19 protein-coding genes are annotated in these 24,798 nt (G+C 64.0%); 12 read left to right on the top strand and 7 right to left on the bottom strand.

All coding sequences use genetic code 11. From position 1 onward, the window contains the following. Window positions 1-40 precede the first annotated feature (40 nt). The 4 genes from EU803_RS01165 to EU803_RS01150 are packed head-to-tail and all read right to left on the bottom strand — an operon-like array spanning window position 41 to window position 2,671. On the bottom strand, window positions 41-1,069 hold the full coding sequence (locus tag EU803_RS01165; protein ID WP_129679021.1) for a MaoC family dehydratase: 1,029 nt from the start codon (window positions 1,067-1,069) through the stop codon (window positions 41-43). Beyond that, window positions 1,066-1,269: a DUF1737 domain-containing protein gene (locus tag EU803_RS01160; RefSeq protein WP_129679020.1), complete on the bottom strand. Its 204-nt coding sequence runs from the start codon at window positions 1,267-1,269 to the stop codon at window positions 1,066-1,068. Before EU803_RS01160 ends, EU803_RS01165 begins: the two co-directional genes overlap by 4 nt. Window positions 1,270-1,274: 5 nt before the next feature. Continuing rightward, window positions 1,275-1,823: an NnrU family protein gene (locus EU803_RS01155; protein WP_129679019.1), complete on the bottom strand. Its 549-nt coding sequence runs from the start codon at window positions 1,821-1,823 to the stop codon at window positions 1,275-1,277. Further along, window positions 1,820-2,671 (bottom strand): CoA ester lyase, encoded by an 852-nt coding sequence (locus EU803_RS01150; RefSeq protein WP_129679018.1) that lies wholly within the window; start codon window positions 2,669-2,671, stop codon window positions 1,820-1,822. Before EU803_RS01150 ends, EU803_RS01155 begins: the two co-directional genes overlap by 4 nt. A gap of 232 nt (window positions 2,672-2,903) precedes the next feature. Between EU803_RS01150 and EU803_RS01145 the strand changes: the two genes are divergently transcribed. Continuing rightward, window positions 2,904-3,218 (top strand): hypothetical protein, encoded by a 315-nt coding sequence (locus EU803_RS01145; protein ID WP_129679017.1) that lies wholly within the window; start codon window positions 2,904-2,906, stop codon window positions 3,216-3,218. 63 nt (window positions 3,219-3,281) lie between these two features. Here EU803_RS01145 and EU803_RS01140 read toward each other — a convergent pair whose 3' ends face one another. Then, window positions 3,282-7,304 (bottom strand): Ig-like domain-containing protein, encoded by a 4,023-nt coding sequence (locus EU803_RS01140; RefSeq protein ID WP_129679016.1) that lies wholly within the window; start codon window positions 7,302-7,304, stop codon window positions 3,282-3,284. Between the two features lie 272 nt (window positions 7,305-7,576). On the opposite strand from EU803_RS01140, the gene EU803_RS01135 reads away from it, so the two are divergent. The 6 genes from EU803_RS01135 (at window position 7,577) to EU803_RS01110 (ending at window position 16,697) form a co-directional block, all read left to right on the top strand. After that, the gene (locus tag EU803_RS01135; RefSeq protein ID WP_129679015.1) at window positions 7,577-8,092 is read left to right on the top strand and encodes a tail fiber protein; all 516 of its coding nucleotides are present in this window, start codon (window positions 7,577-7,579) and stop codon (window positions 8,090-8,092) included. A gap of 240 nt (window positions 8,093-8,332) precedes the next feature. After that, a complete protein-coding gene (locus EU803_RS01130) occupies window positions 8,333-9,250 on the top strand; it encodes a hypothetical protein (protein WP_129679014.1) in 918 nt (305 codons plus the stop codon). Window positions 9,251-9,807: 557 nt separating this feature from the next. Next, window positions 9,808-12,774, top strand: a complete 2,967-nt coding sequence (locus EU803_RS01125; protein WP_129679013.1) for an NAD(P)-binding protein — start codon at window positions 9,808-9,810, stop codon at window positions 12,772-12,774. Window positions 12,775-12,799: 25 nt separating this feature from the next. After that, window positions 12,800-15,697, top strand: coding sequence for an adenylate/guanylate cyclase domain-containing protein (locus tag EU803_RS01120; RefSeq protein WP_165352745.1), 2,898 nt, complete (start codon window positions 12,800-12,802; stop codon window positions 15,695-15,697). Next, on the top strand, window positions 15,694-16,371 hold the full coding sequence (locus EU803_RS01115) for a Crp/Fnr family transcriptional regulator (RefSeq protein ID WP_165352744.1): 678 nt from the start codon (window positions 15,694-15,696) through the stop codon (window positions 16,369-16,371). The genes EU803_RS01120 and EU803_RS01115 overlap by 4 nt, the downstream gene beginning before the upstream one ends. Before the next feature lie 107 nt (window positions 16,372-16,478). Then, window positions 16,479-16,697, top strand: coding sequence for a hypothetical protein (locus EU803_RS01110; protein WP_129679010.1), 219 nt, complete (start codon window positions 16,479-16,481; stop codon window positions 16,695-16,697). Between the two features lie 13 nt (window positions 16,698-16,710). Here EU803_RS01110 and EU803_RS01105 read toward each other — a convergent pair whose 3' ends face one another. Both EU803_RS01105 and EU803_RS01100 read right to left on the bottom strand, forming a co-directional pair. Then, window positions 16,711-17,631: a phosphoadenosine phosphosulfate reductase gene (locus EU803_RS01105; protein ID WP_129679009.1), complete on the bottom strand. Its 921-nt coding sequence runs from the start codon at window positions 17,629-17,631 to the stop codon at window positions 16,711-16,713. A gap of 99 nt (window positions 17,632-17,730) precedes the next feature. Further along, window positions 17,731-18,930: an acyl-CoA dehydrogenase gene (locus EU803_RS01100; protein WP_129679008.1), complete on the bottom strand. Its 1,200-nt coding sequence runs from the start codon at window positions 18,928-18,930 to the stop codon at window positions 17,731-17,733. A 93-nt stretch (window positions 18,931-19,023) separates the two neighbouring features. Here EU803_RS01100 and EU803_RS01095 point away from each other — a divergent pair, with 93 nt between their 5' ends. From EU803_RS01095 to sucD, 5 genes are all read left to right on the top strand, one after another. Then, window positions 19,024-19,917 (top strand): LysR substrate-binding domain-containing protein, encoded by an 894-nt coding sequence (locus EU803_RS01095; protein WP_242494248.1) that lies wholly within the window; start codon window positions 19,024-19,026, stop codon window positions 19,915-19,917. A 50-nt stretch (window positions 19,918-19,967) separates the two neighbouring features. Next, window positions 19,968-20,873 (top strand): MoxR family ATPase, encoded by a 906-nt coding sequence (locus EU803_RS01090; RefSeq protein ID WP_129679007.1) that lies wholly within the window; start codon window positions 19,968-19,970, stop codon window positions 20,871-20,873. Then, a complete protein-coding gene (locus EU803_RS01085) occupies window positions 20,870-22,135 on the top strand; it encodes a VWA domain-containing protein (protein ID WP_129679006.1) in 1,266 nt (421 codons plus the stop codon). Before EU803_RS01090 ends, EU803_RS01085 begins: the two co-directional genes overlap by 4 nt. Before the next feature lie 202 nt (window positions 22,136-22,337). Beyond that, complete coding sequence (sucC, locus tag EU803_RS01080) at window positions 22,338-23,531, top strand: ADP-forming succinate--CoA ligase subunit beta (RefSeq protein WP_129679005.1); 1,194 nt, start codon at window positions 22,338-22,340, stop codon at window positions 23,529-23,531. A gap of 354 nt (window positions 23,532-23,885) precedes the next feature. Continuing rightward, a complete protein-coding gene (gene sucD / locus EU803_RS01075) occupies window positions 23,886-24,767 on the top strand; it encodes a succinate--CoA ligase subunit alpha (RefSeq protein ID WP_129679004.1) in 882 nt (293 codons plus the stop codon). Window positions 24,768-24,798 lie beyond the last annotated feature (31 nt).

Genomic DNA, 24,798 nt, shown 5'->3' with positions numbered 1-24,798 from the left:
AAGTGTGATCACAAATGTCAACGTGACCGACCGAGGCGCCCTAGACGGGCATCAGGGCCCAGTAATCGAGATCAAGCAGGACCTCGGGCAGGTATTTCCCGTCCTCTGTTTTCAGGGCCCCGGCCGCCCCTTTCGTCGCCACCAGCCGCAGCCGGATCGCGCCGACGCCCGGCGCGCCTGTGTCGGCCTTGTCCAGAACTTCGGTCCAGGCGCGCACCGTATCGCCCGCGAAACAGGGGTTCGCATGTGCCCCCCCGTTCAACCCGACAATCACCTGCGCATTGGCCAGCCCGTTGAACGACAAGGCCCGCGCCAGTGAAATCACATGCCCGCCATAGATCAGCCGCCGCCCGTCCTCGCGGTTGGTGGCGTCGAAATGCACCTTGGCAGTGTTCTGCCACAGGCGGGTGGCCATCATGTGCTCCGCCTCTTCCAAGGTGACACCATCCACATGGTCGATCACCTCGCCCACCTCGTAGTCGCCCCAGCGATGCGGCTCTCCGGCAAGGTCGAAATCATAGGTGGCAAAGTTCAGACCGGCGGGAATGATCAGATCCTCGGCCTTCACCACGCCGGCCAGATCGGGGATCACCGTGTCAGGGGCCGGAGCGTCCGCATCGCGCTTGCGCACCATCACCCAGCGCACATAGGACAACACATCGCGCCCATGCTGGTTGCTGCCGGTGGTCCGCACCCAGACGACGCCAGATTTGCCGTTCGAATTCTGCTTCAGCCCGATCACCTCGGACCGGGCGGTCAGCGTGTCACCCGGATAGACCGGATGCAGCCAGCGCCCTTCCGCATAACCAAGATTTGCCACCGCGTTCAGCGACACATCCGGGACAGTTTTTCCAAACACCGTGTGAAAGGTGATCAGATCGTCCAGCGGCGCCCGGTCCAGCCCGCAGGCCAGCGCGAAGGCGTCCGAGGAATGCAACGCATGCCGGGCCGGATAAAGCGCGTGATACAGCGCCCGCTCGCCCCCCGAAATGGTGCGTGGCACGGCGTGCCGGATCACCTGCCCGACGTGATAGTCTTCGAAAAAACGGCCCGGATTGGTCTTGGTCATTGCTGCCCCAGTTTCAGATCGGGATGGTAGTCGCCCGGCACTTCTTTCACCACGGCCTGACCGCAGCGCATGACACCCTTGGCCTGATCGAAGGCATAGGTCGGGTCGCCATACAGCTCCCAGCCCTTCGACAGCGCCTCGGACACCTTGTGGCAAAAGGCCGACGTGTCCTCTTCCGTCAGAAGCCGATAGAGTTTCATTCCGGTCACCCCCCGAAGGCTTGCAGGTTGAACAGATAGTGAAGGCCGCCGATTGCACCGGTGACCAGCACCGCGCCGACAACCGGGCCCAATTCCTTGGCCATCGCGCCGGTGGCCACGCGGACGGGGCGCGGTTCGGACCGTTTGATCAGGATCACCGACACCACCGCCCAGGCCAGAAGCCCGCCAAACAGCACGACCGAGGCAAGATCGCCGTTGACCAGCAGGTGCGCCAGCGCCCAGATCTTCACCGCCGTCAATTGCGGGTGCCGGATTGCGGCCCAGGCCCGCGTCTTCATCCCGTCGGCGGCAAAAAGATAGACCGCCACCAGCATCAGCAGGTTGTTCACATGGGTCAGGAAGGCGGGCGGATACCACAGTTGCGCGCTATCCCAGCCCCGATAGCCGATCACCATCAGGACCAGCCCGGCCAGAAGCGCTAGCGCGATCGGCCCCTTGCCCTTGTCGCCCAATCGGCCACGGGCAGCCGGGGCCAGCCGTTTGAAAAGATGCGCGCCGGACCACAGGGCCAGCCCGAGAAGAAGTAGTGTCATTGTGTCTCCAGTTCCGCGATTGCCGCTGCCTTGGCCAGCGTCGCGCGGGCGGTGACGATATGCAAGTTCTCGACGATGCGGCCATCCACGACAGCCACGCCCAGCCCCTGTGCCTCTGCCTCTTCAAAGGCGGCGATCTGCCGGTTGGCTAGTTCAATCTCGGCCTCGGTCGGGGCGAAAGTGCGGTTGGTGATCTCGACCTGCGCCGGATGGATCAGGGATTTCCCGTCGAACCCCATGTCGCGGCCCTGTTCGCATTCCTCGATCAACCCGTCATCGTCCTTGAAGGCGTTATAGACACCGTCGATGGCGATCACCCCATGTGCCTTGGCCGCCATCAGGCAGGCCTGCAACGCGAACAACAGCGGTTCGCGCCGGGGCGCCTTGCGGGTGTTCAGATCCTTGGCAAGGTCGTTGGTGCCCAGAACGAAACCTTCGATCCGGGGGTGTGCGGCAATGGCGGCGGCGTTCAACACGCCCAGCGGGCTTTCCATCATGGCCCAGATCGGTTTGTCCGGCACCAGCGCGGCCAGCGCGTCCACATCCGCCGGGCCCGACACCTTGGGCAGCAGCACCGCATCGCAGTCCATCGCAGCCACGGCGGCGGCATCGTCCCGGCCCCAGTCAGTATCCAGCGCGTTGATCCGCACGATCCGGTAGCGGCTTCCATAGCCGCCTTCGGCCAATGCGGTCGCAAGGGTCGCGCGGGCGTTGGCCTTGTCGTCCGGGGCCACCGCATCCTCCAGATCGAACAGGATCGCATCGACAGGCAGGCCTCGCGCCTTGTCCAGCGCCCGGTCCTTTGACCCGGGGATATAAAGGGCAGATCGGAACGGCCGGATCGACATGACATCCTCCTTGAAACTTTGTTGCGCGCAAAAGGCCAGAATTTTTCGGATCGTTCAACCGGAAAATCGCCGCAGTGCAGCAAATTCGCGGGAGGACCTCTGTTGCAGACCCACCGTAACGGGCGATTTACCTTAATTTGCGATGCTCGGGGGACAGTCAATGCATCTTCCGGCGCATCGGCATCAGGCCATCAGGCGTCCGGACCGAACCATATGACACAGAGCCGCCCAGATGAACCGGACCTTGATGACCCTCTCCCTCGGCCTTGGTATCGCGGCCCTTGCCGCCCTGCCCGCCCCCGCCCAATCCGCGCGCTGCGCCGACCACGAAAGGGTCGTGACCTTCCTTGCCGAAAGCTATGGGGAAAGCAGGCAGTCGATCGGTCTGGCCTCAAACAACATGGTGGTCGAGGTCTTTGCCAACCTCGACAGTGGCACCTGGACGATCACCATGACCGCGCCCGGCGGCCCGACCTGCCTTGTCGCCTCGGGCGAGGGGCACCAGCAGATCGCCGAAGGGCTGCCCAACACCGACGCCCCGGCCTGATCCCTTGGCCCCAAAAGGGTCGGGTGGCCGGACAGACCGGCCACCCTCTGTTCGAACGATGAACTAGAACTCGAACTGCACAAGGAATTCGGCCCCGACGCTTTCATAGGCATCGTCGCCAAGACCATCCAGATAGGCCCGCAGGGACGTGCGGACACCGTTGTCCGAGGCATGGACGAACCCGATGTCGACGCGGCCCCGGCTGCTTTCACTGATCGTGCCATCCAGATCGCTTCTGGACAGGATCGCGCTGATCCCGCCGGTCATCGTCATATCCCCCGACGCCACCGCGATGGGCAGGCTGAAATGCAGCCCGGCGGCGGCCTCTGTCAGCGCCAGCGACTGGGCCGAGATCGGATTCAGGGCGCCGTCGATATAGGCGGGCTGATCCTCGGTCAGATGGGCCAGATCAAGGCTCGGCATAATGGTCATGCGTCCGGCGTCGAACTCTCCCGCGATACCAAGGGTCAACAAGGTACGGTCGGTCGTGACCGTGTCGGTGTAGGTGCCCAGCGGGCTGATCGACACATCCGCCTGCCCGATCAGATAGGACCCCGAGAAGACCAGCGGCTGGTTCGCGGCGCGGACCACCATATAGGGTCCAGCCATCCAGCCACGGGTGTCGATCGACGCCACGCCATCCTCGGACCCGCTTTGATCCAGCTGCACCATCGCCCCCATGACAAGGTCGTCGCGGTTGATGATGTGGCCACCGAAGGCCCCGTGCAGATACTGGCTCTCGGCCGTGCCAGAGGTGCTCCACGCCCCTTGCAGGTAGACCCAGACCGGGTGGCTGGTGTCGGTCGTCAGGCTGAAGGTGCCCACCCCGCGCGTCGCCTGCGCCTGGAACCCGCCATTACGGCCAGACAGGAACCCGTTCAGGTTCGGCTGCGCCCCGATCAACTGCCGACCACGGGTCTCGGCATCGGCCAGCAACAGGGCCTCGGTTTCGGATGGGGTGGAATTGGACGAGGTCTCGACCGAGGAGGCAATATTGTCATTGCCCGCAAGGTCAGTCGCCACTGCCGCCGCGACCGAGACCGAGACATCACCGGTGCCACTGGGCGTGATGGTCGCACCGAACGAGACCGGCCCGCCCGTCAGGTTGGTCGCGGTGCCATTGACCACCGTGATATCGCCGATATCAAAGCCGACCACCTCTTCGTCAAATGCGATGGTCACGTCGAACGGCGTGGTGCCGGTGAAGGTCGCGGGCACGCCTGACACAGTAACCCCCGGCGGTGTCGTATCCACAATCACAGCCACGGTCGCGGTACCAGAGGTATTGCCGAGTTCATCCGCCGCCGTCACCGAAACGGTCCCACTTTGCATATTGGCAGCCGAGGTTGCCGAGAACACGCCGCCCGTCGCCGTCAATTCCACAAAGGTCCCGCCCGGGAAGGTGACGCGCACCGTGCTATCCGCCTCTGCCGTGCCCTGTACGGTGATCGACTGATCCCCGTTTACATTGGTCGAGGTGATGACAGGCGTCGCTGGGGCCACCGCAGCCGTCACCGTCACGGTGAACGACTGTTCGGCCGCAGGGTTCCCTGCAACGTCCTGCGCATTGATCAGCACGGTATTCACCCCGACCGGGAAGTCATGCGGGCTGGTGATCACCTGCCCCGCAAGCGTGAAGACCGGTGTCACGACAAGATCGTGGTTGTCGGTCACGGTCGCCGAGAAGGCAAAGGACCGCGTGCCGCCAGGGCCCGCTTCGCCCGCAAGATTGGCCGGGGGCGTGATCACCGGCGCCTCCGTATCCAGCGGCGCAAGCGCCGTGATCTGAACAGTATCGGCCACCGAATTGTCGAACCCGTCATTCACGATCAGATCGAAGGTCATGACCACATCCGCGTCACCGATGTTCAAGCTAGGCGCGGTAAAGGTCGGCTGCGCCGCCGTGGTGCTGGACAGGGTCACGGTGGTGCCGCTGGCCTGGCTCCAGCCGTAGGTCAGCGACTGACCCACGTCATTGGCGGCAGAGGCGGTCCCGTCAAGCGTGACGACCGACCCGGCAGGAACGCTTTGGTCCGGCCCCGCATTCGCCGTGGGCGCGGTGTTCGTCGGCGCATCCACCGTGATCTGCACAGTATCCGCCAGCGAATTGTCAAAGCCGTCGTTCACGATCAATTGGAAGACCAGAACCGCATCCGCATCCCCGATCACAAGGTTGGGCGCGGTAAAGGTCGGCTGCGCCGCCGTGGTGCTGGACAGGGTGACTGTGGTGCCGCTGGTCTGGGACCAAGTATAGGTCAGGGTCTGGCCCGCATCATTGGCGTTGGACCCGGTGCCATCCAAGGTCACCGTCGCGTTGGGAAGAACCAGCTGATCCGTCCCCGCATTCGCCGTGGGCACCGTGTTGTTCGGCGCATCAACCGTAATGGTCACCGTATCGGCGACCGAGGGGGCGATCCCATCGTTCACGATCAGCTGGAAGGTCAGGACCGCATCGGCATCACCGATAACCAGTGTCGGCGCCGTAAAGGTCGGCTGTGCTGCCGTCGTGCTGGACAAGGTCACAGTGGTGCCACCGGTCTGCGACCATAGATAGCTCAGGGTCTGGCCCGCGTCATTCGGGTCTGATGCGGTCCCGTCAAGCGTGACATTGGCCCCAGATGCGACAAGCTGATCCGTGCCGGCATCGGCCGTCGGGGCCGTGTTGGCCGGGGCTGTCACCGTAACCTGCACGACATCCGCGACAGAGGGCGCAAACCCGTCATTCACGATCAATTGGAATGTCAGCACATCATCGACTGCCCCAATTGCCAGCGTCGGCGCGGTGAACGTAGGTTGCGCGGCGGTGGTGCTGGACAGGCTGACAGAGGTGCCGCCGGTCTGCGACCACGCATAGGTCAGGGTCTGGCCCGTGTCGTTCGGGTCCGACGCGGTCCCGTCAAGCGTGACAGACGCGCCCGAGGCGACGTTCTGGTCCGACCCGGCATTCGCCGTTGGGGGCGTATTGCCCGGCGCGTTGACAGTCACCTGCACCGTATCGGTCGAGGTCAGGCCATAGGGGTCCGTCACGGTCACCTGAAAGGTCAGGATCTTGGACGGGTCGCCGATGTTCAGGGTCGGCGCGGTAAAGGTGGGCGCGGCGGTCGCGGCCCCGGTCAACGATATCCCTTCGGAACTCTGTTCGACCCAGGCATAGGTCAGGGTCTGGCCCGGCTCCACGTCGGTCGATCCACTGGCGTTCAATGTCACGCCAGCCCCGCTGGCAACCGACTGATCCGACCCGGCACTGGCGGTCGGCCCGGCGTTCAACGATTTCTGAACGGTAATCAACACGGAATCGCCCAGTGAATCATCGGCCCCGTCATTGACCACAAGCGTGAAGATCAACGTGTCGTCCGGATCGCCCGAACCGATGACCGGCGCGGTAAAGGTCGGCTGCACCACCGTCGTGCTGGACAGGGAAACCGAATTGGTTCCGCCGGTCTGGCTCCAGGCGTAGGTCAGGGATTGCCCGACGTCGTTGGCGTCCGACGCGGAACCGTCAAGCGTGACCAAGGCACCGGGGGCGACAGATTGATTGCCCCCCGCATCGGCGGTCGGCACCGTATTGGACGCGAGCTGCGTGCGGGTGTTGATTACTGTCGTCCCGGACTGCCCGCTGATCGCCAGTTCATAGCGATAGCGATTGCCATTGGTGTGGTCGGCCTCAAAGACGATCCCGTAATAGTCTTCCGCAGGAAAGCCGGCGACCGATTCATTGGCCGGCTCGATCCCGTTCGAGGTGATCATCGTGACGTTGGACAGGCTGCTGCAGGTGGCATCAATCGCGGCTGCGGTGATGGCCGGAAGACCGCTGCTGTAGGAATTGATGAAGTAGCGTTCCCCATCGACCCAGGACCCCTGCAATCCGGTGGCGGGGGCAAGCAGGATTTCTGCGTCAACCGACGACCCATCATAATAGACCAGCCAGCTGTTGGGGCAGTCATCATCGACCCCGGTTCCGGGCACGTCGCCGTAGTTGGTCATGGTCACCGGCGTTCCGCCCCCAAAGGCCTGCGCCTCTTGCGCGACAAAGCCACCGACCAATGCGGCACCCAGAACCGCGAACTGTCCAAATTTACCAAGCATCGTCCAACTCCCCATAGAACCGAAGGCGCCCGCAGAACTTGCAGACATGTTTCGGGCTTTGCTCTCTTGGCTAGTCAGGCATGCGGCCACGGTCTGTGCGACAGGACACAAACGGCCCCACTCCGACCCGGTCGGACCCCTATTTTCACGGCTGCTCTGAAAAATTCGCGCTTTGTGCGGTGGAACACAGAATCCGGGCGCGGGCGCGGCCAACAGTGGTCCCAGATAGTCCGGACCCGGCTGGCGGGTCTGCAATCAGGATTGGAGAAAATATGGAACCGTTCATTGCACAGATCATGCTGTTTGGTGGAAACTTCGCGCCGCGTGGTTGGGCCTTCTGCGACGGGCAGCTTCTTCCGATCGCAAGCTATAACGCCCTGTTCAGCATTCTTGGAACCACCTACGGCGGCGACGGCCGGACAACCTTTGGCCTGCCCGACCTGCGGGGCCGGGTGCCCTGTCACGCCGGATCCGGGCCGGGCCTGACACCGCGCCAGATCGGCCAGCGCTTTGGCGAGGAACACGTGACCCTGACCGAAGCCAATATGCCCAATCACACCCACGCCCTGATGACCTCGACCACCGGAACCCCCGGCCCGCGCGATCAGGCAGGCGGCAGCCTTGGGCCGGCACAGATCTACGTTGCCGGGACCGAAACCCCGAATACCGCCCTGAACCCGCGCAGCATCGGCGCCGCCGGTGGCAGCACCTCGCATGACAACATGCAGCCGACGCTCTGCATCAACTACATCATTGCGCTCGAAGGCGTTTATCCCTCGCGCAGCTAATCTCATCGGTGCGGCGATCTCGCTCCACTCTCCGCCGCCCAATGAGCCTCGGCCCACCGCCCCCAGCGGTGGGTCGAATTCATTCCCTAAATGTGTCGAGAGTCACAAACGTCCTCCCGGAAGATGCCTAGCATCAAGGGGGCCTGCCTCCTGGGCCAGGGGTCGCTTCTTGTTTCTCCCGTCTCGGTGACCCCTGGTCTGGCAGTTTGGACGCAGGCGGCAGGTTGATGCAGGTTTGTGATGATTGCTCCCGATACCAGACAGGTCGACATTGCACTGTCCCGCGCCGCTGCGGTGGGCGAGGCGGTGTCCTTCCATGCCGGGGTGATCGGTCATATTGTGCCCGTCTTGCTGTCATCGGTTCGGGACCACGATCTGACCGAGCAGCAGAGCACCACCCTGCAACGGGCGATCCACACCGGGCAGGATTGGGTCGCGCAGGTCTGCGATTGCCTCGCTCAGGACTTTCCGCCTCTTGTGTCGGGGTTCCACCGACAATTCCTGCGACAGGTCGATGCAATCCACACGCTGCGGGCCGATATTGCCAAGGCGAGCGCAGGCGCCACGCAACATCATCGCCGAAGAGCCATCAACCTGTTCGAGGGGCTCAGCAGCCTTGTCGCCGACATGGAAAACCGGATGCGGCGCGGCAACCGCAAGATGATCCGGCTCATCGCCGCCGCAGCGCTCGACCGGGCCGCACTTGAATCGCTGCCCTGCGACCAGTCCGGCCCCGCTCTGACACTCGATGATTGCGTGATCCGCCAGATCGGGTTCTGCAAAGTGCCCATTGCCCTGCGGCCAGAGGTCGAACAGGCGCTGGATCTGACCTCGGCCAGCAAAGTCTACGCGCTCGCCCTGTCGGTCGCTGCCTCGGCCGGGCTTGGCGCGGAAAAAACCGTCGCCGAGATGGGCCAGCTTCCCGGGATCTGGGGATATGCCACCGGACTTCTGCGCGCCCATCTGGAGGATCTGACCGAAGGCCCGACCCGTGACGTCGGTAGGATCATCGACCTGGCCCAGTTGGACGAGGCCTGCGCGGCCTGGGCCGCGATGGTTGCCGCAATCGAAGACCGCTGCCAGCAGCAACCGAGCGACGACCACCCCGCCCCCGGATCGTTGCGACTGGTGGCCCTAAACGGGCGGCCGCTGCCATGACGACGCGCAACGACAGGAACGACGCCTGCCCGCCCTGCGACCCACGACAGCCCATCACGGCCCGGGTCCACGCCCCGACCGACCAGACCGGACGGCAGCGTCCGATTGTGGCTCCGGTTGCAAGCGCCGCCCGGAACACACCCATAAATATCTTGGTTCCATTGGAAAAATCCGGCACTCTGTCCGTTAAGACTTTGTCGAAGCGGCATCAGTTGACCCGCATGGGGGACAGGGCAGACCGGTCACCGGAACAGCCAGCCCGGCCATGTGTGGCCCGTGCCGATCCGCCCAAGGTCGTGTTCACGCCCCCGGGGGCCCGACGGGGTGTTTCCGACGGACCGGGCGGCGTTTCGGACCGCAGCGACCTAATGGGCCGGGTGCAGTCCGCGTTGGCGAGTAGCGGGCCCAAGGCATCGAAAATGCCGATGGGCGTCAGGTTGCAATAACATTCGACCCCGCGCCAACGCCGGCAGGCCGCGAGGGAACATCTATTTTAACCGGCGCCGCCCGCACGGGTCGAAGCGCTGGACATTGAACGACAGGGATGGGGACAAGTTATGGGAAAGACTCCGAAGAAGATCGCGGTCATTGGCGGCGGTGTCGGCGCGATCACGGCGACATATGCGATTACCCAACTGCCCAATTGGCAGGACGACTACGACATCACCCTCTACCAGATGGGCTGGCGACTGGGCGGCAAGGGGGCCAGCGGCCGCAACGCCAAGAAGGGTGGCCGGATCGAGGAGCACGGGCTGCATATCTGGGCCGGATTCTACGACAACGGGTTTCGCCTTATGCGCGACTGTTACGAGCAATTGAACAAGACCGGCCTGCGGTCCCCCGACGCCCCGCTTGGAACACTGGAAAAGGCCTTTACCGGGCTGAACCATTTCATGCTGGCCGAAGAGGTTCCGGCAGCGGACGGGACATCCGAACTCCACCCCTGGCGGGTCGATTTCTATGGCAACGGCGCAAAGCCCGGCGACGGCGGGGTCATCCCGACCCCGTTCGAGTTCTTCATAGAGCTGCTGAACTTCATCAAGGGCGAGATGGAAAAGATGCTCGACGAAGTCGGGCACGACATGCTGCATCAGGTGCCGGACCGGTTCCACACCTCGCTGAATGCAGTCGGGGCCAGCCATTCCGCCCGGTCCCCGTTCCATACCCTGCACGCCTATGCCACCAAGATCCCGCGCAACGCCTTTGACCACAGCCTGTCGCATCAGGCGACGATGGCCGACCTTGCCCGCCACACCCAGACCTGGTTTCACGAACAGGGGCTGGACGCCCGAACCACCAGCGACTGGTCCCGGCGCCTGCACATCATGATCAGCCTGTCGACCGCCTTTTTCCGGGGGACGATCCACAGTGGGCTGTTCCGTGAAGGGTTCGACGCCATCGACGATTGGGAAATCAGCCAATGGCTACTGCACTACGGCGCGCCCAAGGACGCGGTCTATTCCGCGGTATTCCGGGGCTGCTACGACTATGTCTTCGGCTATCCGGGCGGCGTGACCGACGACCGCAGCGTCGGGGCCGGAACCGCGATCCGCGGGTTGTTGCGGCTGGCCTTCTGCTTCAAGGGGGCGCTGTTCTACAAGATGATGGCCGGAATGGGCGACACCATCTTTGGGCCCTACTACCAGATCCTCAAACATCGCGGGGTCAAATTCAAATTCTTCAACGCCGCCACCAACCTGCGGCTGGATGACAGCGGCAACCGGATCGACGCCATCGACATGGTCGAACAGGCCGAGGTGACGGGCGGCGACTATGACCCGCTGTTCGATGTGCAAGGGTTGCCCTGCTGGCCGTCAGAGCCGTTCTGGGACCAGTTGAAGAACGGCAAGAAGCTGGAAAAGGACGGGGTCGATTTCGAATGCGAGAAATCCGCGCCGACCGGACGCGGTTACACCCTCAAACGGGGTGAGGATTTTGACGATGTGATCCTCGGCGCCTCGCTCGGGTCGCTGCACTACATGACGCCGGAACTTGCCGTTGCCTCGCCCCGCTGGCGCGCCATGCTGGACCGGGTTCAGACCGTTTCGACCCATGCCGCCCAATTCTGGATGGACACGACGCCCGAAGACATGGGCTGGAACGACCTTGTGGCCAAATACAACGAGGGCGACCAGACAGACCTGCGGACGGTGATGACCAGCTTTGCCGAACCGCTGGACACATGGGCGGATATGACCGACCTGATCGGGCGCGAGGACTGGACCGACCCGCCGCCGAAATCCATCGCCTATTTCTGCTCTCCCGCCGAAGACGCGGGCGTGGCCGATGGCACCATGCAGGAACGGACAAAGGCCTGGGCCAACGAACAGCTGGTCCGGCTGTGGCCCAAGGCGAAGAAGGGGGGCAAGTTCGACATGTCCCTGCTGCACGACAACGACGCAAAGACCCCCGCCGAGAAGTTCGAGAACCAGTATTTCCGTGAAAACTTCTATGGCTCCGAACGCTATGTCATGTCGGTTCCAAACTCGGTTCAATACCGGCTTCCCCCCGATGGGTCGGGCTTTGCCAACCTTTATCTGGCCGGGGACTGGACCCGCTGCGGGATCAACGCGGGCTGTGTCGAGGCCGCGACGATTTCCGGGCTGGGCTGCGCCCGGGGTCTGACCGGGGCCGACATTGAAATCGTCGGCGAAGGCGACCTTGGCCCCGATGCGGGCCCAAGCGACGCAACCAAGCTGGCCAGCCCCTATGCGCAGGTCGCCCCCTGGCCGCTGACGCCGGTCTTTGCCACCGGCCAGATCGACGGGTTCTTCAGCTTCCACGCGGTCGATGCAAAGGCACTTCAGGCGGTGCTGCCCAAGGGGATGAGCCTGCATCCGCAGGCCCTGACCCCCGAAGGCACCCACCCTGTCGCCATGCTTGCCAACCAGCAGATGGGCGTCCGGCTGTCGCTTCTGCCGAAGCTGCTGGGATATCGGAACTATTTCGAGGCGATCATCGCCATCAACTACGTTCAGATCGAAGGGCAAGAGGGGGTGTTCAGCTATCTGCCGAACCTCTACCTCAACAACCGGCTGGCGCAGCTGACCGGGGTCTGGTGCTATGGTTACAACAAACGGATGGGCCAGTTGGACATGGGGCACAACAGCTACAAGGTGGCAGGCCCCGACGGGACACCGATCTGGTCCGGCCGCTACAATCAGCGCGACTTTGCCCGGCCCCTGACGGATTTTCCGACCGCAGGCCATGTTCAGGCACTGGCCGAACAGGTCGTGGTGACCCAAAGCAAATTCGGCGGCTGGCAATATTCTGCCTTCGACTTCAACCTGACTTCCGCCTATGTTGCGGGCGTCCATGCCGAAATCGACGTGCAGGACGGGGAACGTGCAGATATTCCGGCAGGGCGCATGGTGGCCGATCCGATCCGGCTTGATGGACATCAGGCCAATCCGGAGAACCATTTGCCAGGGGCCTTCCGGATCTGGACAAGCTGGACCTTGTCGAACCCGTTCGACAGCGGACGGCTTGCCCGATTAGCCAAAGCGCAGTCCAGACTGCCGTAAGGTCAGTGGTCGTATGGGGGAAGATGTGACCGGGACGAGGGAAAAACCGAAAGAGGCGACCGGAGAGCGCCGTCAGATCACCGTGGTGTTCGTGGATATCGTCGGCTTCAGCCAATTGGCGAACAGCACGGATGCCGAAGACCTGCAAGGCTGGCTCGAGGCCTATTACGACCGGACCCGCGACATCGTCGAGACGCGGGGCGGGACCGTAACGGAATACCTTGGCGACGGGGTCGTTGCCTGCTTTGGGCTGCACAGCGCCGATGAACTTGCCGCGCCGCGCGCCGTCGATGCCGCGATTGCGGCGGTCGCGCCGCTTGCCCCGCCCCCGGGCGGGCACGCACCGGTTATCCTGCGGGCGGGCGTCGCCACCGGGGAGGTCGCAACCCGGCCCGAACAGGACACCACGGGCCGCCCGGCCGCAACTGGCGTCGTCACCACCCTTGCCAGCCGGATTCAGGAAAAGGGGTCGCCCGGCGATGTGCTGATCGCCGAAGAAACCCGCGCCCTCCTGCGCGACGGGTTTCACATCGAATCCCTTCCGCCCCAGACCCTGAAGGGATTTGCAGAGGCGCGGCCGGTCTACCGCGCCGGGCCCAAGCGGCAGCCGCACAAATGGTCCCGCAAGGCGGATTTCGTTGGCAGGACCGAACAGCTGTCCCTGCTGCGCGGCGCCGACCGGCCCAGCCTGATCCGGGGTGAAGCCGGGATTGGCAAGACGGCTCTGACCCGTGCCATCGGGACCGAGGCGACCCGCACCTGCATCATCGGCGGAGACGGCCTGCACCTCAATTCCAGCCACTTCCCGTTCCGCCAATGGCTCAGGGAAAGCCTCGAGGACGCGGGCGCCACCTATGCCGGGATCGAAAAGACCTTTCCAACCCTGTCTGACGAGGCCCGCCAGGCCCTTGCCCTGATCCTCGGGCTTCCCGAAGGTCAGCGCCTCTTGCTGGAAAAGGCCAACACCGCGCTGAAATCCCTGATCGAACAAAGCCTCTGGCAGGCGGTCCGATCCAGTCTGCCGATCACCGGCGGGATGATCATCGTCGAAGACCTGCACTGGCTCGACAATGCGTCCTTCGGGGTGTTGCAGGCCTTCCTTTCGGCACCCGACGCCGACAGGATACGGATCATCCTGACCAGCAGGGACGACCCGAAGCTGGAACAGTTCCTTGACCTGACCGGCCTGCAACTTGTGCCGCTGTCGCCGCTGTCCGAAACCGAGGCCCGGCAACTGCTCGCCGTGCTGAGCGGCGGAAAGATTGACTCTGACACCGCCGATCACCTGATCGACACGGCGGGCGGGGTGCCCCTGTTTCTGGAACAGCTGTTCAAACGGGGCACGGCGGCCACGGACACCGGCGTTCCGGCGACCCTGACGGACCTGCTTGCCGAACGGATCGACAACACCGGCCCGGCGCGCGGCCTGCTGCAATCGGCGGCGATCATCGGCCGACGTTTCCGCTCGGATGTGCTTGGCCTGCTCGAGGCGGACACCGGCGACATGGCCGCCCGTCTGGACGCCGCCGCCGAGCTTGGGGTGATCGACAGGATCGGCCCGGATGAATGGATGTTCTCGCATGCGTTGCTGCATCAGGCCGCCTATCACGGCATCCTGCGGCGCACGCGCGAAGGGCTGCATGCCCGGCTTGCCAGCGTTCTCGGGGAACATTTCCCCGAAATCGCGGCGCAGGACCCGGCGATGATCGCCGAACACCACGCCCGCGCGCGGGCCTTTGTCCCGGCAATCCTTGGCTTTCTTCAGGCCAGCCAGGTTGCCTTGTTGCAGGGCGCCATGGCCGACGCGCAGGCCCATACCGAAACCGCGCTGGACCTGTGCCGGACCGCGCCGCCGGACCTCGACACCACCGACCTTGAAATCGCCTGCCAGACCTCGCTCGGCTCGGTGCTAATGCAGATGCAGGGCTTTGCTGCCGCGCCGGTGCGCGACGCCTTTGAATCGGTCCTGAACATCGCCCGGGCCTCGGGACGGCCGTCGCACAACAGCGCCCCGGCCCTCTTTGGCAGCTTTTCTCACGCGATCATCGCGGGCGATATGGACCGCTCGGAATCCTTCTGCGATCTGCTGGAAGAGGTCGCCGAGGGACGGTCGAACGAAACCGACATGAGCGAGGTTCAGCTTGCCTCGCTCGCCGCCAAGAACTGCAAATGCTTCTATGCCGGTGATTTTTCCGAACAATTCACCCATATCGCCGTGATCCGCGACCTGTACGATCTGTCCCGGCATGGGGTGATGATCACCCGCTATGGCATGGATATCTTCGCCGCCGCGCAGATGTTCGAACCGGTCGCCCGCGCGATCTGCGGCACGCCCGAGGTTGTCCCCGCGCTGATCGAGGAAACCGACCGGCATCAGGACCTTCTCAACATCCCCGTCATGCGCCCCTACGCCCTGATCTGGGGTGCGGTCCCGCTGTTCTATATCGGTGAAACGGAAAAGGCCCTTGCCCGACTGCAACAGGGCATCGCCGAAGCGGACGCGCAAGGCGCGATGTTCTGGCAGATCGTTGGCCGGGTCTGGCTGGGGATCATGGATGAAGCCCAGCAGGACAGCGCCGAAGGCCGGGCCGCGATGAAGGCCCAGATGGACACGCTCGACATGATCGGGTCGGGGATCGGCGCCTCTTACTTCAGTGCGGTCTACGCACAGGCCCTGTCTCGCGCGGGCGACACCGAAACCGCCTGCTCCATGTCGCGCAAGGCGGCCAAGGAATGCGCCGCGTCGCGCCTTCTGTGCTGGTATCCGGAAATCCTGCGACTGCACGCCCGCAATTGCGATGCCGCAGGATTGGCCGACGAAGCCGCTGAGACCCGCGAAACCGGCCTGACGGCGGCCCGCGCGCAGGGCGCGGTGCTGTGGGAACAACGGCTTCTTGCCGACCGGGAAGGAGCCGCCCGGTGAACACCGACAAGCTTTTGTCCTACGACCTGCCCCTGTTCAGGGGGATCAGCGCCGCCGATCTTGACCCCCTTGATCTGGGCTGGAGCGAACAGTCCTTCAACGCCGGGCAATCCATCTTCGGGCAGGAAGACGACAGCCACGACGTTTACTTCCTTCTCTCCGGGGCGCTTCTGGCGGTCTATTGGGCGGAAGACGGGCGCGAGATCGTCTTTACCCGGTTTCCCATCGGGTCGATGCTGGGCGAATTGTCGGCCTTCGACAACAAACCCCGGTCGCTTGCCGCCTATGCCAAGGCACCGACACGGGTGCTGCACCTGCCGCAGTCTGCCTTCCTGACCCTCGTCGACAAGATCCCCGAGGTGCGCAGCCGGGTGATCAACGACCTTGTCGCGCGCATCCGCACCCTCACCGAAAAGACCCAGGAACTGACGACCTATTCCATCGAACAGCGGGTCTGCTCCTATCTGATCCGCCTTGCGATCCAATGCGATTGCCTGAAGCCCGGTGCCCTGATCGAAGGCGCCCCGACCCATGCCGAAATCGCGGCCTCGATCGGGGCAAACCGCGAAATGGTCAGCCGCACCATGACCCGGCTGACCAAGCGGGGCGCGGTCCGTTCGGCCCGGCAAAAGATCGAAATCCGCGATCCGGACATGCTCTCCGAAGTTCTCTAACCACGCGCCATGCGTCGCCCGCATGACGGCTATCGGGATATGGGCCTACTCACGTCAGCAATGCTGTCCTAACTTTGATGAAAGCCAAAGACCAAAGGACAAGCCCCATGGCCTATGCCGCCGACCTTTCCGCCTACGGCCCCGCCCGGCCGCTCGCCCGCCTTGCCGAAGCCATCATCGCGGTGGTCGAAAAGTCCGCCCGCCTTCAGGGACGGCGCGACCGGTTCGAGGAACTTTCGGCGCTGTCTGATGAAGAATTGCAGCGCCAGGGGATCAAGCGCGAAGACATCGCGCACCACGTGTTCCGCGACCTTTATTACATCTGACCCGACGCGGGTATTATTCCTCGCGCAGCTGGCTCAGGGCCCGCGCCACATGCGGGTCATCCCCAAGGGCAAGCACCGCTTCGGCGGCCTTGCGGGCCCGGGCCTTTGGCCCCACGGCGGCAAGGCGGCTGACCATCCGCCGCAGATAGGCGACAGAGTCGCGCCGCGCGCGATACAGCTGCGCCATCCTTAGGTTGTCGAGCTTCCCCTCCATCGCCGCCGCGATCATCGGTTGCAGGATGCCCATGCTGTCCAGCGTAAAGGCGGTAAAGGCCCCCAACCGGCGCAGGGACAGGCGGCTGACATGCCGTGCCCGAAACAGGGCCGCATGCATGGCGTCAAACTGTTCCACCGGATCAACCGCAATCCACGCCTGCCCCGCCCCTTCCAGCATATCGGGCGCATAGCCGTACCGGTCGGTAAAGCAGGCCCGGCGCAACGGCTTCAGCCGCGAATCCCAGCCCGTGACCGACGGGTCGGCGGATGCGATCGGGCGCAGGGCCAGAACCCGGCACCCCGGCGCGGCAACGGAATAGGCCGCCGCCGCATAGCCCGCGAGGTGTTCGCCAAAGAACAAAACATCCTCGAAATCTTCAAAGAACCCGTCATCCACCAGCCTGTCGAAATAGCGATACAGGCGGTCTTCACGATAGGGCGTATCGGACTCGGCCAGAATGGTCAGGACCGACCACCCCTCGGATTGGGCAAGGGTAAAGCCAAGCGGCACCTGCGCCTTGTTTGCGCGGGCGATCCGTTCGAAGTTTTCAAACGTGACCAGCAGCTTGGGCCCGGCGTCGATGAACGCCACACCCAGCCCCGCGCCAAGGGGTTCGAAATACCCCAGTTCCTCGGCGCGTTCGTCAACGGCGTTGAACCAGTCTTCGACGTCCAGACCGGCGAATCCATCGCCAATGGCTGTGATCATATCGTTCATACTGCTCACCAAACCGGGCCGTTCACGACCCTTTGCACCCGTCCTAGATAGACTTTGAGGCGAAATTTGGCGAATCAAAAGCCCGTTTTGCGACAGCGATCAGAAGAAGGCCTGCAGTCCCGTCTGCGACCGTCCAAGGATCAGCGCGTGCACATCATGGGTGCCCTCGTAGGTGTTCACCGTCTCAAGGTTGACCATGTGGCGGATCACCTGAAATTCCTCCGAAATCCCGTTTCCGCCGTGCATGTCCCGCGCCATCCGCGCGATATCCAGCGCCTTGCCGCAGTTGTTGCGCTTCATCAGGCTGATGCCTTCGGGCGCGGCGCTGCCGTCGTCCATCATCCGGCCCAGACGCAGCGCGCCCTGAAGGCCCAGCGCGATCTCGGTCTGCATGTTCGCCAGTTTCAGCTGGAAAATCTGGGTCTGCGCCAGCGGCTTTCCGAACTGCTTGCGGTCCAGCCCGTATTGCAACGCCGCGTGCCAGCAGAACTCCGCCGCGCCCATCACGCCCCAGGCAATGCCATAACGGGCGCGGTTCAAACAGCCGAACGGCCCTTTCAGCCCCTCGATCTCGGGGAACATGGCGCTTTCCGGCACCTCGACGTTGTCCATCACGATCTCGCCGGTGACAGAGGCGCGCAGTGACAGCTTGCCGCCGATCTTCGGCGCCGACAGGCCCTTCATCCCCTTTTCAAGGACAAAGCCGCGGATCTTGCCGCCATGTGCCTCTGACTTGGCCCAGACCACGAAAACGTCGGCGATCGGCGCGTTCGAAATCCACATCTTGGACCCGTTCAGCACATAGCCACCATCGACCTTCTTTGCCGTGGTCTTCATGCCCGCCGGATCAGACCCCGCATCGGGTTCGGTCAGGCCGAAACAGCCGATCAGCGTCCCGGCGGCCAGCCCCGGCAGGTATTTCTGCTTCTGCTCGTCGCTGCCGTAGGCATGAATGGGATACATGACCAGCGAGGATTGCACCGACATCATCGACCGGTATCCGCTGTCGACCCGCTCCACCTCGCGGGCGATCAGCCCATAGGTGACATAACCCGCACCCAGCCCGCCGAATTCCTCGGGGATGGTCGCACCCAGCAGCCCCGCCGCGCCCATCTCCTGAAACACACCGGGATCGACGGTTTCGTTGCGATAGGCCTCGATCACCTTTGGTTGCAGGGTCGATTGGGCAAATTCCTTGGCCGCATCGCGCAGCATCCGCTCGTCTTCGGTCAGTTGCGCCTCAAGCAGGAACGGATCTTCCCACGAGAAGGTCGACAGGGCGGGGGCATCATTGGCCATGGGGTCACTCCATTTTCGCAGGTTTGCGCATGAATACGCGCCAAGGGGACCAATTTCAAATGATAAGGGTTTACGGGTTGATGAGTATTGCTCATGATTTACCCCATCATGCGTCACGCTTACACCCCCACCCTGCCCGAGCTTGAGGCCTTCACCGCCGCCGCCCGCAGCGGCAGCGCCACGCATGCCGCGCAGGGACTTGGGCTGACCCAAAGCGCGATTTCCCGGTCCCTCTCGACGCTCGAGGCACGACTGGGTGTCGCGCTGTTTCACCGGGTGCGGCGGCGGCTGGTGCTGTCGGACGCCGGACGCGCCCTGTTGCGCGATGCCGAACGTATCCTTGCCGACCTCGACCAGACCGCCCTGACCGTCATGTCCTTCGGCGGGCATCGCGACGTTTTGCGGCTGGCCAGCCTGCCCACCTTCGGCGCGGTCTGGCTGATGCCCCGGCTGGCCGAATTCGCGCAGGTCGCGCCGCAGGTCACATTCGACATGTCCGCGACGCTGGCCGCGGTCGATTTCACCACCGCCCCGCAGGATTTCGCAATCCATCGGGGGCAGCCCGGCCCGCGCGCCCGGATGCTGGCCGAAGAACGGCTTGTCACCGTCGCCGCCCCCCGCCTTCTGCCCGATGGACCGCTCAGCGACACCGCCCTTGCACGGCTGCCCCTCTTGCAGCAGGCGACCCGGCCAAACCTGTGGCGGGACTGGTTCCTTGACGCGGGGCTGGACCCGATCACCATCGCCCGCGGGGCCCGGTTCGAACAGTTCGGCATGGTGCTGGCCGCGGCGCGGGCGGGCATGGGGGTGGCGCTGGTGCCCGAGGTTCTGATCGGTGAGGACCTCTCTGCCGGGACGCTGGCCCGCGCCTCGGCCCGGTCGCTTCTGACCGAAACCCCCTATGTGCTGTCCTGGCCCGACCGCAGCGAAGACATTCCCGCCTTCCGGACCTTCCGCGACTGGATCTGCGACTTTCGCCTCACTTGACCGCGCGGGCGGCAGATGCAGCATCAACCGGGCCAGACAAAGGGACCGCCATGACCATCGACAGCATCGAAGACATGCAAAACCTCCTCGCCGGGCAGGGCTATGTCTGCGGGCGGGCACTGGCCACCGTGGGGTTCCTGTCGCTGAAACTCGGACGGCCCCTGTTTCTGGAGGGCGAGGCCGGCACCGGCAAGACCGAGATCGCCAAGGCCATCGCCGCGGCGCTGGGGCGGCGTCTGATCCGGCTGCAATGCTACGAAGGGCTGGACGCGGCCAGCGCGGTCTACGAATGGAATTTCGCCGAACAGATGATCGCCATCCGCACGGCAGAGGCCGCAGGCGGCGCCGACCGCGACCTGCTCAGGGCCGAGCTGTTCACCGAAGACTACCTGATCGAACGCCCCCTGTTGCAGGCCATGCGCCCGCAGCCCGGAGGCGCGCCCGTCCTGCTGATCGACGAGATTGACCGCACCGACGAACCGTTCGAGGCGTTCCTCTTGGAAGCCCTGTCCGATTTTCAGGTCACCATCCCCGAACTGGGCACCATCAAGGCCCCCGAACCGCCCATCGTCATCCTCACCTCGAACCGCACGCGCGAGGTGCACGATGCGCTGAAACGGCGCTGCCTGTATCACTGGGTCGACTATCCCACCTTCGACCGCGAGATGGAAATCCTGCACGCCCGCGTCCCGGAAGCGGCCGAGGCATTGACGCGCGAGGTCGTGGCCTTTGTCCAGCGGCTGCGTGGCGAGGACCTGTTCAAACGGCCCGGCGTGGCCGAAACCATCGACTGGGCCAAATGCCTTCTGGCGCTCGACGTGGTCGCCCTCTCGCCTGAGGTCATCGCCGACACGCTGGGGGCGGTGTTGAAATATCAGGACGACATTCAACGCCTGCAAGGAACCGAGGCGCAGCGCATTCTGGACGAGGCGCGCGCCGGTCTTGAAGGCGCATGACGGCAACCTACGCCCCCCTACCCGAAACCGATGGCCGGCTGCCCGACAACATCACCCATTTCGCGCGGGCGCTGCGGCGGGCGGGCCTGCCCGTGGGGCCGGGGCGGGTGGCCGATGCGATCCGGGCAGTTCAGGTTGCGGGCTTTACCGAACGGGCCGATTTCTACTGGACCCTTCACGCCTGTTTCGTGTCGCGCCCCGAACACCGTCAGGTCTTTGCCCAGACCTTCCGCCTGTTCTGGCGCGATCCGGCCTTTCTTGAACATATGATGGCCTTCTTGCGGCCCGCCGTGCGCGGCGTGCAGGACGAGGAACAGGCCAATCCCGGCGCGAAACGCGCCGCGGAGGCGCTGCTGGACGGGCAGGAACGCGAGGTGCCCAAACCCCGTGACACGCCCGAAACCGAAGCGGTCGAGATCGACATCGACGCCAGCCTGACCGCCTCTTCCGAAGAGCGGCTGCGCACGTTGGATTTCGAACAGATGACCGGCGCCGAAATGGCCGAGGCCAAGCGGATGCTGGCCCGGATGACCCTGCCGATCCGTCCGATCCTGTCGCGGCGGACCATGGCCCGGCCCGGCCCCCTGCCCGACTGGCGGCGGACCCTGCGCGCCAGCCTGCGGCGCGGCGGAGAGATCACCGAATTCGTCACCCGCAAGCGGCGGGAACGCCCCCCGAACCTTGTGGTGCTCTGCGATATCTCCGGCTCCATGTCCGCCTATTCCCGCGCGGTGCTGCATTTCGTTCACGCCGTGAGCAACGCCAAGGGACAGGGTTGGGCGCGTGTCCATGCCTTTACCTTTGGCACCCGGCTGACCAACATCACCCGCCACATGGACCGGCGCGACGTGGACGCCGCCCTGCGCGCCGCCGGAGCCGAGGCGCAGGATTGGGAGGGCGGCACCCGCATCGCTGGGGCGATCCGCGCCTTCAACCGGGATTGGTCGCGCCGGGTGCTGGGGCAAGGCGCGGTTGTGATCCTGATCACCGACGGGCTGGACCGCGACCCCGACGGCGGGCTGGACAAGGCGATGGAACGGCTGTCCCTCTCGGCGCGGCAGGTGATCTGGCTGAACCCACTGCTGCGCTGGGACGGGTTTGCGCCCAAGGCCTCCGGCATCCGCGCCATGCTGCCCCACGTGACCAGCTTCCGGGCGGGGCACAACATCGCCTCGCTTCAGGGGCTGGCACAGGCCATCGGCGCGGCGCGGGATGCCGGGGACAAGCCGCGCTATATGGCGGCGCTGCGCGATCAGGGGTGATTTGCCGTCGCTTTTGTCCTGATGGGCGGCGATTCCCGGCAAAAACGCCCCAAAGCCACTCACACCCCAATTTTGTGATCACACTTTCAAAAACTGTGATCACAAATGTCGGATTTTACCGCTCACAGGAAAAATAACCGTTCTTTGCAACCGAATCTTATGCTTTGGCTGGATGAAACCGAAGCCTAGCGAGGGACGTTAGATGAATATCCACGAATATCAGGCCAAGGCGCTGCTGCGATCCTATGGCGCCCCTGTCTCGGACGGCCGCGTTGTTCTGCGCGCCGAAGAGGCAAAATCCGCCGCCGGAGAACTGGATGGCCCGCTTTGGGTCGTCAAGGCGCAGATCCACGCGGGCGGCCGCGGCAAGGGCAGCTTCAAGGAAGCGGACGCCGGTGAAAAAGGCGGCGTGCGTCTGGCCAAATCCGTGGAAGAGGCCGCCGAGGAAGCCAAGAAGATGCTGGGCCGCACCCTTGTGACCAAGCAGACCGGCCCGGCGGGCAAGCAGGTCAACCGCATCTATATCGAGGACGGCTCGGGCATCGAGCGCGAACTCTACCTCGCCCTTCTCGTCGACCGTGGCACCAGCCGCGTGTCCTTCGTCGCCTCGACCGAGGGCGGCATGGACATCGAAGAAGTCGCCGAAAGCACCCCCGAAAAGATCCTGTCGTTCAGCGTCGACCCGGCGACCGGCTATCAGGCCTTCCACGGCCGCCGCATCGCCTTTGGCCTTGGCCTCGAAGGGCCGCAGGTCAAGCAATGCGTCGCGCTGATGGGCACGCTTTACAAGCTGTTCACCGAAAAAGACATGGAGATGCTGGAAATCAACCCGCTGATCGTCACTGACAAGGGCGACCTGAAGTGCCTTGACGCCAAGATGGGTTTCGACGGCAACGCCATGTATCGGCACCGCGACATCGCCGAGTTGCGCGACACGACCGAGGAAGACCCCAAGGAACTGGAAGCCTCGAAATACGACCTCAACTATATCGCGCTGGACGGCGAGATTGGCTGCATGGTCAACGGCGCGGGCCTTGCCATGGCGACGATGGACATCATCAAGCTCTATGGCGCGGAACCGGCCAACTTCCTTGACGTCGGCGGCGGCGCCACCAAGGAAAAGGTGACCGAGGCCTTCAAGATCATCACCTCGGACCCGAACGTGAAGGGCATCCTTGTGAACATCTTCGGCGGCATCATGCGCTGTGACGTGATCGCCGAAGGCGTGGTCGCCGCGGTGAAAGAGGTCGGCCTGCAAGTGCCGCTGGTCGTCCGTCTGGAAGGGACCAACGTCGAGAAGGGCAAGGAGATCATCAACACCTCCGGCCTGAACGTGATCGCCGCCGACAACCTGTCGGACGGGGCAGAGAAAATCGTGAAAGCGGTGAAAGGCTGAATTTCGTGCTTGGACTTGCGCTCCTGTTCCTGATCTTCCTCATCGTTGTTGGCGGGCTCATCTTTGCCACTCAACGGTACTTGATCAACAGGATGGGAGTGCAAGCAGGGGTAGGTTTGGCCGCAATGCCATGTGCCTTGCTCGTGTATTTGACTTGGGACATGCATAGGGATTGGATGACCAACTGCCACCCGCAGGCCGAGTCTGTTCCCGCGTACTGCGATGCTCCACAGGCCCCGTTCTACTTGCTTCAAACATACCTCCTACAGCCGATAATCATCTTCGCCATCGCGCTTGCGACTGGTGTGGCGGTTATCCGATCGAACAAACTATTATCCTAAAGGAGAAGCCGACATGGCCATTCTCGTAGACGAAAACACCCGCGTTATCTGTCAGGGCTTTACTGGCTCTCAGGGGACGTTTCACTCGGAGCAGGCGATTGCCTACGGCACCAAGATGGTCGGCGGCGTGACCCCTGGCAAGGGCGGGCAGACCCACCTTGACCTGCCGGTCTTCAACTCGGTCCACGAAGCCAAGGCCAAGACCGAAGCCAACGCATCGGTGATCTACGTCCCGCCGCCCTTCGCCGCGGATTCGATCCTCGAGGCGATCGACGCCGAGATGGAGCTGATCGTCTGCATCACCGAAGGCATCCCGGTGCTGGATATGATGAAGGTGAAGCGGGCGCTGGAAGACAGCAAATCGCGCCTGATCGGGCCAAACTGCCCCGGCATCATCACCCCCGACGCCTGCAAGATCGGCATCATGCCCGGCCACATCCACAAGCGTGGCTCGGTCGGCGTCGTGTCCCGCTCGGGCACCCTGACCTATGAGGCCGTCAAGCAGACCGCCGACATCGGTCTGGGCCAGTCCACCGCCGTGGGCATCGGCGGTGACCCGATCAAGGGGACGGAACATATCGACGTGCTGGACATGTTCCTTGACGACGATGAGACCCAGTCGATCATCATGATCGGCGAGATCGGCGGCACCGCGGAAGAAGAAGCCGCCGAATTCCTTGCCGAACAGAAGAAGAAAGGCCGCTGGAAGCCGGTCGCCGGTTTCATCGCCGGGCGCACCGCCCCTCCGGGCCGCCGCATGGGCCACGCCGGCGCGATCGTGTCGGGCGGCAAGGGCGACGCGGAATCGAAGATCGAAGCCATGCGCAGCGCAGGCATCATCGTCGCCGACAGCCCCGCCACGCTGGGCGAAGCCGTGCTGAAGGCAATCGGCTGATGAACACGTGGTCGGGCACACCCTTTGGCGG

Source organism: Loktanella sp. IMCC34160, from assembly GCF_004145845.1.
Taxonomy (GTDB): Bacteria; Pseudomonadota; Alphaproteobacteria; order Rhodobacterales; family Rhodobacteraceae; genus SELP01.
This window is presented reverse-complemented; position numbering and strand designations above follow the sequence as displayed.